The sequence below is a fragment of the Pseudomonas phoenicis genome (assembly GCF_047302395.1).
GTDB lineage: Bacteria > Pseudomonadota > Gammaproteobacteria > Pseudomonadales > Pseudomonadaceae > Aquipseudomonas.
Genome location: NZ_CP154852.1, coordinates 1,288,647 through 1,302,777 on the forward strand (window position 1 = coordinate 1,288,647; position 14,131 = coordinate 1,302,777).

Here is a 14,131-nt window from a genome sequence, read left to right on the forward strand (position 1 = left end):
CAATTCGCCAAACGGCCGCAACCGCCAAATCAACGGAATCACGATGAGACTTTCAAAAAACATACTTGTGCTTCTGACACTTTCCGCCCTGGCCGGCTGCGGGGAGCAATTGGTTGAGTCTTGCCCTGATGCGGGAAGAGCATTCATAGAAGACTCGGTGCGCACATACTTTGCGAATACGTACCCACCGATTGACGGAGCGTCGCTCGATATCGCTTCAGACGAATATTACGAACCGGCGGCAAAGATATGGTCGGTATCTGCCAACACACCAGATAAAGATTACTTCGCCTTGGTTTCCTGCAATGGCTGCGTAGAGCTGTCAGGAAAAACGCTGCGGGCATTACAGGCGCCGAAGTCCTGATCGTTTTGGGGGGCGGGATTGGATACAGAGCTCTGGCAGCTTGATGTTCATTAGTTGGGCAATTGGGGCCGCTTTGCGGCCCATCGCGGCTGAAGCCGCTCCTACAGGGTGAAACTCATTTTGTTGGAGCGGCCGGTTCGGCGTTTCGATTAGCCGCGATGGGCTGCGAAGCAGCCCTAGGTGACATTGCTTCGGCTTGATTGACTGGCATTCCCCTGACAGCCCCGCCTTTTCAAATCTCCAGCGGCCGGGGCTGCTGCCTATGCAGCCGCGGTCTGCGGTCTCAGCTCGCGGCAACCGTCCTCAACCCAGCAACGACCTCAATACTTCCAACTCACCGTCGCCATCAAATTCCGCGGCGCCCCATAGTTGGTCGACCCCGCCGACTGATACAACGAAAGCAGATACTTCCGATCCGTCACATTGTTCACGTTCAACCCCAACGTCCAATGCTCGTCCACCTCATAACTCGCCATCACATCCACCAACGCATACGCCTCCTGGCTCACCCGGCTGTTGGTATCCAGTTCCGTCCCACTCTGCCACTGCACCCGCGTCCCCACCTTGGCCTTGGGTAGCATCGGCAACCGGTACGTCAGGCTGCCGCGCAGCGAATGGGTCGGGATGTACTTGCGCGCATGATCGCCATCGTCGTTCTCGATATCGACATAGGTATACCCGCCCGACAGGTCCAACCCCGTCAGTACTTCACCCGACGCCCCCAACTCCACGCCACGGCTCTTGAAGTTGGTGCCGCGGTACAGGTACTGCCCACCGACGATCTCGCCGGTCAGCTCCGCCACGTTGTCCTGCTCGGTCTTGAACGCCGCGGCCGTCAGTGTCAGGCGCTCGTCCAGCAGCAGGCCCTTCACCCCCACTTCCAGGCTCTTGCCATCCAGCGGCTCGACCACGCCGCCGCTCGTGCTGCGCACGTACTGCGGTTTGAAGATCTTGGTCCAGCTGGTGTACAGGCTCCACTGCGGGGTCAGGTCGTAGACCAGGCCAGTGTAGGGCGTGACCTTGCCATGCACGCGGGTGTCGTGGGGCGAGCCGTAGCCTGCCCCGTCGCCGTCGGCACTGAGCATGCGCGCGCCGGCGATCCAGTGCAGGTCGTCGGCCAGGCTGAAGCGGGCGCCGGCGAACAGGCTCTTTTGCCGGTCGGTGAAGAGCTGGGTGTTGATGTCGTCGGTGTAGGTGAAGGGCGGCTGCACAACGTTGCCGGCCAAGACGTCGGCGAGGCTGGCGGAGATGGAGCCGGCCTGGCTGAAGTAATGGCCGCGCTCGTCGTGGCGGGTGCGGCCGTAGTTGGCGCCGACGGTCAATTCGTGCTCACGCCCGAGCAACGCGAACGGCCCGGACAGCTTGGCTTCGCCGGTCACTTGGTGTTCCTTGCTGGTGGTGCGGTTGACGTAGGCGTAGACGCTGTCGGCGGTCGCCGGGATGGCGTACAGCATCTTGGTGTCGGAGTCCTGCTTCATGCCGGTCAGGGTCAGCGTGCCGTTCCAGCCGTTGTCGAACGCGTGGGTCAGCTCGGCGAAGGCCCGCTGGGTGTGCACGTCCCAGTAGGTCCAGGGCTGGCCGACGCTGGAACTGCGGCTGCTGTAGTGGATGCGATTGCCGGCGTAGTCGGCGATCGGCAAGGCGCCCCAGGTGCTGCCGTTGGAGTAGCTGTTCTGCTGGGTGAAGCCCACCGTCAGGGTATCGGCGTCGGTCAGGTCGAAGGCCAGCAGGCCGGCGGCGACGTTCACTTCGTGGCCGTACTGGTCGAGGTAGGAGTTGCCCTTGTCGTGGGAGGTGACGAAGCGGCCGCGCACGTTGCCGCTGTCGGTCAGCGGGCCGGACAGGTCCAGCGCCAGGCGGCGGTTGTCCCACGAGCCGATGCTCGAATCGACGCGGGCCTGGAAAGTATCGGTGGGCCGTTTGCGCACCAGATTGACGGTGGCCGAGGGGTCGCCGGTGCCGCTCATCAGGCCGTTGGCGCCGTGCAGCACGTCGACCTGTTCGAATTCGGTCAGGTCCTGGTCGCCGACCAGCACGCCGCCGGAGAACGGCAGGCTCATGCCATCGAACTCGAAGTTCTCGATCTTGAAGCCGCGCGAGGTGAAGGCCGTGCGGTCGGTCTCGAACTGCTCGACAGTGACCGAGGGCGCGTTGCGCAGCGCGTCCTTGACGCTGTTGAGCTGGAAGTCGTCGATCTGCTCGCGGGTCACCACGGTGATGGCCTGTGGGGTTTGCTTGTCGGTCAGGCCCAGGCGCGTGGTGCTGGAGGCGGCTTCGCCGCGGTAGCTGCGTGCGGGGACGATGCTGCCGCTCAGTTGCTGCTGGATTTGCGTGGGCGCCAACATGACTTCGTTGCTTGCGCCCGCAGTCTGCGCCGGCACCAGGTACAGGGTGACCGCGTCGGTGCGCGAGAAGTTGTAGCCGCTGCCGCGCAGCAACTGGCTCAGGGCTTCTTCGGCCGAGTACTGGCCCACCACCCGCAGGCTGCGCAGGGTGGCGTCGAGGTCGCCGTCGAGCATGACGTTCTGCCCCGACTGCTGGCTGAACTGCAACAGCGCCTGGCGCAGCGGTTGCGCCGGGATGTTCAGCGCAAGCTTCTGCGCGGAGGTGGCGGCGGCCGGTGGCGTGGCGCCCTGCGCCTGCAACGTACCTATGAGCAGGCTGCACGCCAGTGCGGTGCTCAGGGCGCTGCGCTGCCAGCGACCATCGGTTCTGGAGACGGGGGTGTGTTGCAGGGCCATTGCGGGTGTTCCTCGAAGAAGGCGCGGGATGCGAATACCAATCAGTCAGGCGAAGACGCACGAGTGCGCGCGATTTCTGGAGGCGTGGCGAATTATTTCTGCGCAGGCGCGATCAGGCGGGGTGGATCAGGGTGACGAGGTCGGTATAGCGCTGGGCGCGGATCGACAGCGCCGAGGTCATGGCGTCGAGCATGCGCTCGGGTTGGTCGAGGTTGAGGATCAGGCTCACGCGGCGCGCGGCGAGCCGTTCGTCCATGACGAAGATGCGGCCCGGGCGCCAGCGTTGCAGCTGCTCGACCACGCTGGCCAAGGGCTTGTCGAAGAACACCAGGCGTCCGCTGCGCCAGGCCAGCACCTGCTCCAGCTCGGCGTGCTGGATGGGGCCGGCGTGGTGGCGGGTGAAACGCAAAGACAGCCCTTCGTCCAGATCGGTGCGTTGATTGGCGGTGACTACGCTGGCCGTCTTGCGGCTGACCGCCAGCAGCGCCGACGCGCTGTCGCACGCCAGGCAGAACTCGCCGTCGGCCGCCAGCACGCGCCCAAACGGTGTGCTGACCGCGAACTCGCCGCCGGCGCTTGGCTGCACATTGAAATAAGCCTCGCCTTGCAGCAGTTCCACCGAACGCTTGCCGGACGAGAAGTCCAGGTTCAGTGCGGTGTTGCCGGCCAGCTCCACCGTCGAGCCGTCGGGCAGTGCGACGCTGCGCCGTTCGCCTATGCCGCTGCGCACGTCGGCGAACGGCGAGCCCATACCGCTGAACCACCAGGCCGAGGTGGAAGCGGTGACCGCCACAGCGCTGGCGGCGATGCCCAGGCCGACGAAGCGGCGACGTGACAGCGGCGCGGCGGCCTTGGGCACAGCCGGGTGCAACTGCGCGGTCGCTGCCCATAACTGTTCGAGTCGGGTGTAGGCGGCGCGATGCCTGGGATCGGCATCGAGCCAGGCGGCCAGCCGCGCGCGCTCGGCATGGGTAGGCTCGCCGGCCTGGATCAGGGCGAACCAACGGCTCGCCTGATGGCTGACGTCATCGGCGTGCGGCGGTGGGGCCTGGGGCGGTTCGGCGCTCATAGGGCTGGCGATGGGCTGCAGTGGTCTCGGGCGGCAGAGTGTAATGCAGCGCGGCCGTGTGCGCCTGTCGGTTGGGTAGATGCCGCGCTCATTCGGCCATGCCGTGCTTGAGCAGATCCAGCGCACGAACCATGCGGCTGTAGGCGGTTTGCGTGGGGATGCCCAAGCGTTGGCTGATTTCGGCGTAGGTCAGGCCTTCCACACGCACCAGCAGGAACACCTCGCGGCACGGGGGCGGCATGTTTTCGATCACCGCGTTCAGCGCGGCCAGTTGCTGTTGGGCGATGGCGGCCTGTTCGAGGGTCGGAGTGGCCGGTTCGAAGGTGGCTGCCGTGTGCTCGTCCATCGGCTTGCCCTTGCGGTGTGCCTGGCGCCGGGTGTGGTCGATGAACAGGTTGCGCGCGGCGGAGAACAGGTAGGCGCGGAAATTGGCAATTGGGGTGTGGGTCATCTGCTCGGACAGGCGGATGAAGGTGTCTTGGGTCAGGTCGGCGGCGGTTTCCTTGCAGCGCAGGCGGCGGTCCAGGTAATCCTGAATTTCGCTGCGATGGGCGAGGTACAACGCCTTGAGATCTGAGCCAGACATGAAAGCGACCTTGGGAGGCAGGGAAGCAGGCGCAGGAAAATAGCACAAAAGAGAATCATTTGCGCTTGTGTTCGAGGGGTGCAGCCGTTCTCTTCCGACAGGCGACGAATCGCTCAGTAGCGCCGGTTGCCCATCAACTCGCCGAGCACTTGATTGGGGATGCGAAACGGCACGGAAGCGTGATCTTCACCGGCTTCGATGCGAAAGCCCGTACGCAGGCCCGTGCCGGACAACGCCTGCAAACGCGTGGACAAGGCACGGGCATCCTCGACCATCTGCAGCGAATCGCGCTCGCCCATGACGAGGCTCAGGCTGGTGTTGGTCAGCATGAGTTGCCCGGCCAATGCGCGTTGGGTGAAGGCCCGCTCGGGCGCCAGCAGGTGCTGATCGCGCCACCACAGGCTGGGGCTCACCGCGACCACGTGCTGGAACAGCGTGGGGCGGGTGAACAGCGCGTAGATACCGAGCATGCCGCCGAACGAATGCCCGACCAGGCTGCGCTGGTCCGGGTCGACCTTGAAGCGTTCGGCCACTTTGGGCATGAGCCGCTGTTCGATGAAGTCGAGGAACAGGTCCTGGCCGCCCTGGGGTGGCGTGTTGCGCTCGGGTGGCGCGGGCGGCGTCAGGTCGAAGGCCCTGCGGGTGAAGTCCAGCGGCGTGTCGCTCGGGTAGCCGATGGCCACCAGGATGGCGCCGCGCAATTTCGGCTGTGCGCGTTTGGCGGCGTGGAAGGCGGGGAAGTAGGCGTTGCCGTCGAGCAGGTAGATCACCGGGTAGCCGCCGGTGTAGGGCACATCACCTTCGGGCAGGCTGACCATGATGCGGTAGTCGCGGCCAGCGGCGCTTTGCATCTGCCATTGCTCGGTGCCGTCGAGGGTGACGGGGGTGGCGTGGCAAAGCGTGGTGGCGGCGAGCAGGTAGGTGCCTAGCAGTGCGAAGAGTTGGCGGATCATGGGTTCAGGTTCTATTCAGATCAGGGGGACGCCCGAATGCCCATGGGCTGGACATGGATTGCTCGAGCACTGATAAGACGCATCGGAAGGCAAGTTTTCTGAAGGGCTCGCGTAGCGGCCACGCGGATGGCCACTGTCACCTTCTCAGCTACGCAAAGGCCTTTAGGGCTGCCGTGCAGCCCATTGCGAGCGAAGGGAGCGAGGCGTGGGCCGCGCGTGCTCACCCTATCACTCACCGAGAAATGTGTCGTTGTCCATGTAGAAATTCAGCGCACGCACATGGTCGCCGTGTTCAGCTGCCGGTTTCTGCGCCATCAGCACCATGACTACATCGGCGAACTGCTGCCCGGAATACAGATAATTCAAACCCGCCACCCGGACTGACTCGGGATACACCTCCTGATCATCGACCACGTCGGGGTAGTCGGCGATCAGATAGACGCCGTGCAGGTCGAGTTCGTCTTGGTCTTCTCCGTAAAGGCAGAAATCGTCGCCCAGATCCGGGTCTTGTTTGACGCTCTCGATGATTTCGCCAAGTGTGTGCCGGTGGTTCGTCTTTAGCATGTGTCCCGCTCCTGTCGCTCGCTGTATATCCTTTCCATGGCCGAACGCCAAGCGTCGACCCCTTCCCACTCAGACCCGCGCTCGATCGACGCTCGGCAGTACCGCACTGCCCTCGAAAATCACCTCAAGCGCTCGTCTGATAACGGCCAGGTGCGTCGCTACCGTCTCGGCGTCGCCGGCTATGTCCGCCTCGATCGCCGAAGCGCCGAAGTGGACCACAAACGCCTCCTTCACCTGCACTTGCAAGCGGTTTCCCACAAGCTTCACGGCGCTGATCGCATGAGCCGCTTCGTAGTCCGACTCGCTGGTTTGCAACCCAATGCCGTCGTCGACCGTGGCATGCTCGTCTTCGTCCAGCCGGGCGATGATCAGAAACCGTTCAGGCGCTGCCGGGTCGTCCCCCAGTGCCAGCACCTTCACCTCATCTTCTTCGTAGTGCTTCACGGTGGTTGCACGAAACGCTGTGGTGGCCATCGGTTTGCACCGCTCCTCTGAGATTGGAATGTCGAGCCTCGACAACGATCACCTCATATCTCGCCCCGCTCGCGCAACCGCGCCATCGCCCCCTCCATCGTCACCATCCCCACCCCCGCCCCCATCTGCATCGCCGACTGCACCTGCGCCAGCCGCCCTTCGCGAATCAGATTGCGCACCGCCGGCGTACCGATGAGTACCTCGCGTGCCGCCGCCCGTCCGCCGCCCTTGCGCTTGACCAACACCTGCGCGACCACCACGCGCAGCGAATCGACCAGCATGGCGCGCACCAGCGCCTTTTCCTCCGCCGCGAACACCTCCACCAAACGTTCGATACTGCTCACCGCCGAGCGTGTATGCACGGTGGCCAGTACCAGGTGCCCGGTTTCGGCGGCGCGCAGGGCCAGGCGGATGGAGTCGAGGTCTCGCAGCTCGCCGAGCATGATCACGTCCGGGTCCTGGCGCAGGGCGCTGCGCAGCGCCTGGCTGAAGCCGGCGCTGTGGCGGCCGACTTCGCGCTGGTTGATCAGGCTGCGCTGGCTGGTGTGAAGGATTTCGATGGGGTCTTCGAGGGTGAGGATGTGCAGCGGCCGTTCGCGATTGAGCTGGTCGATCAGTGCGGCGAGGGTGCTGGATTTGCCGCTACCGGTCGGGCCGCCGACAATCACCAGGCCGTCGTTCAGCGTGGACACGGCCTGATACACCGCATGCAGGTCGAGCTGTTCGAGGCTGGGGATGGTATTGGCGATCAGGCGCAGGCTGGCGGCAGGGCCGTGGGCCTGGCGGAACAGATTGAGGCGGGCGCGGTGGCCGTTCGGTAGGTCCAGCGCCAGATCGAGTTCGTCGCCCTCGCGCCATTGGCGTCGCTGCGCTTCGCCGAGCCAAGGGTCGATGCTTTGATACAAATCGTTGCTGCCCAGCGGGGGCAGGTCGAGGCGTTGCAGCTCGCCGTCGATACGCAGCAGCGGGGGTTGGCCCGCCGCCAGGTGCAGGTCGGAGGCGCCCGCGCGGGCGGCCTCGGCCAAGTGTGCAGTCACGTCCATGAGACTCCCCAATGGCAACAGAGCAGGTAGAATGCGCCGACCCTCGAGCCGCCGGCGTTGAACCATGTCCACCCTAGCAGACAACCTGAATGCCCTCGAAGCGCGCATCCGCGACGCCGCCCAAGCGGCCGGGCGCGCCCCTGCCAGCGTGAAACTGCTGGCGGTGAGCAAGACCAAACCGGCCAGCGCCATTCGCGAGCTGCACGCTGCCGGTGCTCGCGACATCGGCGAGAACTATTTGCAGGAGGCGCTCGGCAAACAGGCCGAATTGGCCGACCTGCCCTTGACCTGGCACTTCATCGGCCCCATCCAATCGAACAAGACCCGCGCCATCGCGGAACATTTCGATTGGGTACACGCCGTGGACCGCTTGAAGATCGCCCAGCGCCTGTCGGAACAACGCCCCGCCGGCCGCGAGCCGCTGAACATCTGCCTGCAGGTCAACATCAGTGGCGAAGCCAGCAAGTCCGGTTGCAGCCCGCACGAGCTGCCGGCGCTGGCCGAAGCGGTGAAGGCGCTGCCCGGTGTGCGCTTGCGCGGCCTGATGGCGATTCCCGAACCCACCGACGAGCGTGCCGCCCAGGAGCAGGCCTTCGCCCAGTTGCGCGAACTGCTCGAACGGCTCGACCCGGCGCTGGACACGCTGTCCATGGGCATGAGCCACGATCTGGAAGCGGCCATCGCCCAGGGAGCGACCTGGGTCCGCATCGGTACCGCCCTGTTCGGCGCCCGCGACTATGGGCCCGTCTGAATCCATGTTTCACTCACCCTTTCCCGCAAGGACCTGACATGAGCAAGACACGTATCGCCTTCATCGGCGCCGGCAACATGGCCGCCAGCCTCATCGGCGGTCTGCGCGCCCAAGGCCTGGACGCCGCGCAGATCCGCGCCAGCGATCCCGGCGCCGACACCCGTACCCGCCTCCAGGCCGAGCACGGTATCGAGGTCTTCGAAGACAATGCCCAGGCCGTGGCCGACGCCGACGTGATCGTGCTGGCGGTCAAACCACAGGTCATGAAGGCCGTGTGCCAGGCCCTGGCCCCGGCGCTGGGCAAGCACCAGCTGGTCGTCTCCATCGCCGCCGGCATCACCTGCGCCAGCCTGCAAGCCTGGCTGGGCGATGTGCCGGTGGTGCGTTGCATGCCCAACACGCCGTCGCTGCTGCGCAAGGGCGCCAGCGGCCTGTACGCCACGGCAGAGGTGTCGGCCGAGCAACGCGAACAGGCCGAAACCCTGCTGTCGGCCGTCGGCACAGTGCTGTGGGTGGAGCAGGAACGGCAGATCGATGCCGTGACGGCGGTGTCCGGCAGCGGCCCGGCGTATTTCTTCCTGATGATCGAAGCCATGACCGCCGCCGGCGAAAAGCTCGGGCTGAGCCGTGAAGCGGCCTCGCAGCTGACCCTGCAGACCGCCCTGGGCGCCGCGCATATGGCCGCGGCCAGCGAGCACGACGCCGCCGAGCTGCGCCGCCGCGTCACCTCCCCGGGCGGCACCACGGCGGCGGCAGTCGACGCCTTCCAGAACAATGGTTTCCAAGCGTTGGTCGACAAAGCCCTGGAGGCTGCGGCGCAGCGCTCTGCGGAACTGGCCGAACAACTGGGCAAATGAGGAGCTGTCGATGAATGCACTGTCCGGCGCCGCGATCTTCGTGGTGCAAACCCTGGTCAGCCTATACCTGGTGATCGTCCTGCTGCGTTTCGTGCTGCAACTGGTCAAGGCCAACTTCTACAACCCCCTGAGCCAGTTCGCGGTGCGCGCCACCCAGCCGCTGCTCAAGCCCATCCGCCGCATCATCCCCAGCATCGGCGGCCTCGACACTTCGTCGCTGCTGCTGGCGGTGGTGTTGCAGGCGCTGTTGATGGCCTTCGTGCTGATGGTCACCTACGGCACCTTCGGCAACGTCCTGCAGCTGTTCCTGTGGGCCCTGCTGGGTGTGGCTTCGCTGTTCCTGAAGATCTTCTGGGTGGCGATGATCGTCATGGTGATCGTCTCGTGGATCGCGCCGAACAGCCACAACCCGGCGGCCGAACTGGCCTACCAGATCGCCGAACCGGTGCTGGCGCCCTTCCGACGCATCGTGCCCAACCTCGGCGGCCTGGACATCTCGCCGATCTTCGCCTTCCTGGCGATCCAGGTGCTCCAGTCGTTCGTGCTGCCGCCGCTGGCCGCGCAGATCGGCATGCCGCAGGAACTGTTCCGCATGATCTGACCCTCGCAGCCCCCGGCGGCTTGCCGCTGGGGGTGGCGCTCTTTAGACTTACGCCTCATTCACGCGTGAGCAGGGTCGATGTCCATTGCCTTTCCCGAAGACTCCGTCGGTCTGGTAACCCCGCAGGTTGCCCGCTTCGACGAGCCGTTGCCGCTGGCCTGTGGCCGCTCCCTGGCTACGTACGAACTGATCTACGAAACCTACGGCACCCTCAACGCCCGCGCGAGCAATGCGGTGCTGATCTGCCATGCCCTGTCCGGCCATCACCACGCCGCGGGCTACCACAGCGCCGACGACCGCAAGCCGGGTTGGTGGGACAGCTGCATCGGCCCTGGCAAGCCGATCGACACCGACCGTTTCTTCGTGGTCAGCCTGAACAATCTCGGCGGCTGCAACGGCAGCACCGGCCCCAGCAGCCTCAACCCGCTCACCGGCAAGCCCTATGGCGCCGATTTTCCGGTGCTCACGGTGCAGGACTGGGTGCACAGCCAGGCGCGCCTGGCCGACCGCCTGGGCATCGCGCAATGGGCGGCGGTGGTCGGTGGCAGTCTGGGCGGCATGCAGGCGCTGCAATGGACCATCACCTACCCCGAGCGCATCCGCCACTGCGTCGACATCGCCTCGGCGCCCAAGCTCTCGGCGCAGAACATCGCCTTCAACGAAGTGGCGCGCCAGGCGATCCTCACCGACCCGGAATTCCATGGCGGCTCGTTCCAGGACCAGGGCGTGATCCCCAAACGTGGGCTGATGCTGGCGCGCATGGTCGGCCACATCACCTATCTGTCGGACGATTCGATGGGCGAGAAATTCGGCCGCGAACTCAAGAGCGACAAGCTCAACTACGACTTCCACAGCGTCGAGTTCCAGGTGGAAAGCTACCTGCGCTACCAGGGCGAGGAGTTCTCCGGCCGCTTCGACGCCAACACCTACCTGCTGATGACCAAGGCCCTGGACTACTTCGACCCGGCCGCCGACCACCGCGGCGACCTGGCCGCGACCCTGGCCGGGGTCGAGGCCGAGTTCTGCATCATGTCGTTCACCACCGACTGGCGCTTCTCCCCGGCCCGCTCGCGGGAAATGGTCGATGCGCTAATGGCCGCGCGCAAGAACGTCTGCTACCTGGAAATCGACTCGCCCTATGGCCACGATGCCTTCCTCATCCCCACACCGCGCTACATGCAGGGGTTTGCCAACTACATGAACCGCATCGTCATCTGAGGACCGCATGAGAGCCGACCTGGAAATCATCCACGACTGGATCCCCGCCGGCAGCCGCGTGCTCGACCTGGGCTGCGGCAACGGCGAACTGCTGGCCTCGCTGCGCGACCGCAAGCAGGTGCACGGCTACGGCCTGGAGATCGACGCCGACAACATCGCCGCGTGCGTGGCCAAGGGCGTCAACGTCATCGAGCAGGACCTGGACAAAGGCCTGGGCAACTTCGCCAGCAACAGTTTCGACGTGGTGGTCATGACCCAGGCCTTGCAGGCCGTGGAGTACCCCGACCGCATCCTCGAAGAGATGCTGCGTGTGGGCCGCCAGTGCATCATCACCTTCCCCAACTTCGGCCACTGGCGCTGCCGCTGGTACCTGGCCACCAAGGGCCGCATGCCGGTGTCGGACTTCATGCCCTACACCTGGTACAACACGCCCAACATCCACTTCTGCACCTTCGCCGACTTCGAGGCGCTGTGTTTGGAGCGCGACGCCAAGGTTATCGACCGTCTGGCGGTCGACCGGCTGCATCGCAACGGCTTGGGGGGTAGGATCTGGCCTAACCTGCTGGGGGAAATCGGTATCTACCGTGTCAGCGGCCCCGGCCTGGACGCCCATCGGGTCGCCGTCTGATCGAGGCGCGGTGGCGGTTTCCCCCTCACCGCGCTTCCCACTGGAGTGACTGACCCATGCGTCGTCTAGCCGTATTCCTGTTCAGCCTGTGCCTGGCCGTACCCCTGTTCGCCGCCGATGCCGCCCGTCCCGAACGCAAGCAGGCGTTCGGCGACGTGACGGTGTTCTACAACGCCTTTCCTTCGAGCATGCTGCAAGCGCAGGTGGCCGCCGACACGGGCCTGACCCGCAGCAAGCAACTCGGCGTGCTGACCGTGGCCGTGCTCAAGGCCGACAAACCCGGCATGGCGGTGGTCAGCGGCACGGTGAAAGACCTCACCGGGCGCAGCAGCCCGCTGTCGTTCCGCCAGACCAGCAGCCAGGGCGCGATCTCCTACGTGGCCCAGTTCAAGGTCGAGCAGGCGCAGCGCATGGTCTTCGACCTCGACATCGAGACCGGCGGCGTCAGCCACTCTCTCAGTTTCAACCAGGACATTTTCCCAGGCGAATGATGAATCTTCAGCAGCTCGTATTGGCCAGCCACAACGCCGGCAAACTCAAAGAACTCCAGGCCATGCTCGGCGAATCGGTGCGACTGCGCTCGATCGGTGAGTTCAGCCAGGTCGAACCCGAGGAAACCGGGCTGTCGTTCGTCGAGAACGCCATTCTCAAGGCGCGCAATGCGGCGCGTATCTCCGGCCTGCCAGCGCTGGCCGACGACTCGGGGCTGGCCGTGGACTTCCTCGGTGGCGCCCCTGGCATCTACTCGGCGCGTTACGCCGACGGCCAGGGCGATGCGGCGAACAACGCCAAACTGCTCGATGCTTTGAAAGACGTACCGGCCGAACAGCGCGGCGCGCAGTTCGTCTGTGTGCTGGCATTGGTGCGGCACGCCGACGACCCGCTGCCGATCCTCTGCGAAGGCTTGTGGCACGGGCGCATTCTCACCGCCGCCAGTGGCGAGCACGGCTTCGGCTACGACCCGCTGTTCTGGGTGCCCGAACGCAACTGCTCCAGCGCCGAGCTGGCGCCTTTGGAAAAGAACCAGTTGAGCCACCGCGCCCGCGCCATGGTTCTGCTGCGTCAGCGTCTGGGCCTGGCATGACCGAGCAGCCTTCCGCGCCCTTGCTCTACCCCGCAGCGACGCGCATCGCACTGCCCGAACTCCCGCCGCTGGCGCTGTACATCCACATTCCGTGGTGCGTGCGCAAATGCCCGTATTGCGATTTCAACTCGCACCAGGCCGGGCCCGACCTCCCGGAAGCGGCTTACGTCGACGCGCTGCTGGCCGACCTCGACCAGGAACTGCCCGCCGTACAAGGCCGGGCGATCGGCTCGATCTTCTTCGGCGGCGGTACGCCGAGCCTGTTCAGCGCAGCCGCCTTGGGGCGCCTGCTGCGCGGCGTGGAACGACGCATCCCCTTCGCCAGCGACATCGAGATCACCCTGGAAGCCAACCCCGGCACCTTCGAGCAGGACAAGTTCAAGGCCTACCGGCAACAGGGGATCAATCGTCTGTCCATCGGCGTGCAGAGCTTCCAGCCGGAAAAACTCGAGCGCCTGGGGCGCATCCACAATGGCGACGAAGCGGTGCGCGCGGCGGGCATGGCGCGGGCGGCGGGTTTCGACAACTTCAACCTCGACCTCATGCACGGCCTGCCCGAGCAATCGCTGGACGACGCCTTGGGCGACCTGCGTCAGGCCATCGACCTGGGACCGACGCACCTGTCGTGGTACCAGCTCACCGTCGAGCCCAATACGGTGTTCTGGAACCAGCCGCCCGAGCTACCCGAAGACGACATCCTCTGGGACATCCAGGAAGCCGGCCAGGCACTGCTCGCCAGCCAGGGCTTCGCCCAGTACGAGGTGTCGGCCTATGCCCAGCCCGGCAAACCGGCGCGGCACAACCTCAATTACTGGCGCTTCGGCGATTTCATCGGCATCGGCGCCGGTGCCCACGGCAAGCTGTCGCTGGCCGACGGGCGCATCGTACGCACCTGGAAGACCCGCCTGCCGAAGGACTACCTCAACCCCGACAAGCCCTACAAGGCTGGGGAAAAGGCCTTGCCCATCGATGAGCTACCGTTCGAGTTCCTCATCAATGCCCTGCGCCTGACCCAGGGCGTGGAGGCCGACCTGTTCACCCGCCGCACCGGACAACCCCTGGCGCAACTGGCCGACGCCCGCCGCAACGCCGAACAAAAGGGCCTTTTACGGGTCGAACCGGATCGACTGGCCGCCACGGCGCGCGGCCAACTGTTCCTCAACGACCTGCTGCAATACTTCCTGACCTGAGGATGATC

Annotated in this window: 16 protein-coding genes; 9 read left to right on the forward strand and 7 right to left on the reverse strand. The window is 65.3% G+C overall.

The genetic code is table 11. The features are described from left to right. The first annotated feature begins 43 nt into the window (after positions 1-43). Entirely contained in the window at positions 44-364 is a 321-nt protein-coding gene (locus AA0Z93_RS05870) for a hypothetical protein (protein WP_413045982.1), read from the forward strand. Positions 365-684: 320 nt separating this feature from the next. Here AA0Z93_RS05870 and AA0Z93_RS05875 read toward each other — a convergent pair whose 3' ends face one another. The 7 genes from AA0Z93_RS05875 to AA0Z93_RS05905 form a co-directional block, all read right to left on the reverse strand. After that, positions 685-3,105 (reverse strand): TonB-dependent siderophore receptor, encoded by a 2,421-nt coding sequence (locus AA0Z93_RS05875; RefSeq protein ID WP_413045981.1) that lies wholly within the window; start codon positions 3,103-3,105, stop codon positions 685-687. A gap of 112 nt (positions 3,106-3,217) precedes the next feature. Beyond that, the gene (locus AA0Z93_RS05880; RefSeq protein ID WP_413045980.1) at positions 3,218-4,174 is read right to left on the reverse strand and encodes a FecR family protein; all 957 of its coding nucleotides are present in this window, start codon (positions 4,172-4,174) and stop codon (positions 3,218-3,220) included. 88 nt (positions 4,175-4,262) lie between these two features. Beyond that, positions 4,263-4,760 carry an RNA polymerase sigma factor gene (locus AA0Z93_RS05885; RefSeq protein ID WP_413045979.1) on the reverse strand — a complete coding sequence of 166 codons (498 nt, stop codon included), beginning with the start codon at positions 4,758-4,760 and terminating at the stop codon, positions 4,263-4,265. Between the two features lie 113 nt (positions 4,761-4,873). Beyond that, the gene (locus tag AA0Z93_RS05890; RefSeq protein ID WP_413045978.1) at positions 4,874-5,713 is read right to left on the reverse strand and encodes an alpha/beta hydrolase; all 840 of its coding nucleotides are present in this window, start codon (positions 5,711-5,713) and stop codon (positions 4,874-4,876) included. Between the two features lie 228 nt (positions 5,714-5,941). After that, entirely contained in the window at positions 5,942-6,277 is a 336-nt protein-coding gene (locus tag AA0Z93_RS05895; protein WP_413045977.1) for a hypothetical protein, read from the reverse strand. Between the two features lie 69 nt (positions 6,278-6,346). Beyond that, the gene (locus AA0Z93_RS05900; protein ID WP_413045976.1) at positions 6,347-6,751 is read right to left on the reverse strand and encodes a hypothetical protein; all 405 of its coding nucleotides are present in this window, start codon (positions 6,749-6,751) and stop codon (positions 6,347-6,349) included. Positions 6,752-6,804: 53 nt separating this feature from the next. Then, positions 6,805-7,794 carry a type IV pilus twitching motility protein PilT gene (locus AA0Z93_RS05905; protein WP_413045975.1) on the reverse strand — a complete coding sequence of 330 codons (990 nt, stop codon included), beginning with the start codon at positions 7,792-7,794 and terminating at the stop codon, positions 6,805-6,807. 64 nt (positions 7,795-7,858) lie between these two features. Here AA0Z93_RS05905 and AA0Z93_RS05910 point away from each other — a divergent pair, with 64 nt between their 5' ends. The 8 genes from AA0Z93_RS05910 to hemW all read left to right on the forward strand — a co-directional run bounded on the left by AA0Z93_RS05910 (position 7,859) and on the right by hemW (position 14,123). After that, a complete protein-coding gene (locus tag AA0Z93_RS05910; RefSeq protein WP_413045974.1) occupies positions 7,859-8,545 on the forward strand; it encodes a YggS family pyridoxal phosphate-dependent enzyme in 687 nt (228 codons plus the stop codon). Between the two features lie 38 nt (positions 8,546-8,583). Continuing rightward, positions 8,584-9,402 carry a pyrroline-5-carboxylate reductase gene (gene proC, locus AA0Z93_RS05915; RefSeq protein ID WP_413045973.1) on the forward strand — a complete coding sequence of 273 codons (819 nt, stop codon included), beginning with the start codon at positions 8,584-8,586 and terminating at the stop codon, positions 9,400-9,402. A 10-nt stretch (positions 9,403-9,412) separates the two neighbouring features. Continuing rightward, the gene (locus AA0Z93_RS05920; protein ID WP_296266501.1) at positions 9,413-10,003 is read left to right on the forward strand and encodes a YggT family protein; all 591 of its coding nucleotides are present in this window, start codon (positions 9,413-9,415) and stop codon (positions 10,001-10,003) included. Between the two features lie 78 nt (positions 10,004-10,081). Beyond that, positions 10,082-11,221 (forward strand): homoserine O-succinyltransferase MetX, encoded by a 1,140-nt coding sequence (gene metX, locus AA0Z93_RS05925; protein ID WP_413045972.1) that lies wholly within the window; start codon positions 10,082-10,084, stop codon positions 11,219-11,221. A 7-nt stretch (positions 11,222-11,228) separates the two neighbouring features. Next, positions 11,229-11,849 (forward strand): methionine biosynthesis protein MetW, encoded by a 621-nt coding sequence (gene metW / locus AA0Z93_RS05930; RefSeq protein ID WP_296266505.1) that lies wholly within the window; start codon positions 11,229-11,231, stop codon positions 11,847-11,849. A gap of 56 nt (positions 11,850-11,905) precedes the next feature. Next, the gene (locus AA0Z93_RS05935; RefSeq protein ID WP_413045971.1) at positions 11,906-12,340 is read left to right on the forward strand and encodes a DUF4426 domain-containing protein; all 435 of its coding nucleotides are present in this window, start codon (positions 11,906-11,908) and stop codon (positions 12,338-12,340) included. Then, positions 12,337-12,933: an RdgB/HAM1 family non-canonical purine NTP pyrophosphatase gene (rdgB, locus tag AA0Z93_RS05940; RefSeq protein ID WP_413045970.1), complete on the forward strand. Its 597-nt coding sequence runs from the start codon at positions 12,337-12,339 to the stop codon at positions 12,931-12,933. The genes AA0Z93_RS05935 and rdgB overlap by 4 nt, the downstream gene beginning before the upstream one ends. Next, positions 12,930-14,123 (forward strand): radical SAM family heme chaperone HemW, encoded by a 1,194-nt coding sequence (hemW, locus tag AA0Z93_RS05945; RefSeq protein ID WP_413045969.1) that lies wholly within the window; start codon positions 12,930-12,932, stop codon positions 14,121-14,123. The genes rdgB and hemW overlap by 4 nt, the downstream gene beginning before the upstream one ends. Positions 14,124-14,131: the final 8 nt, after the last annotated feature.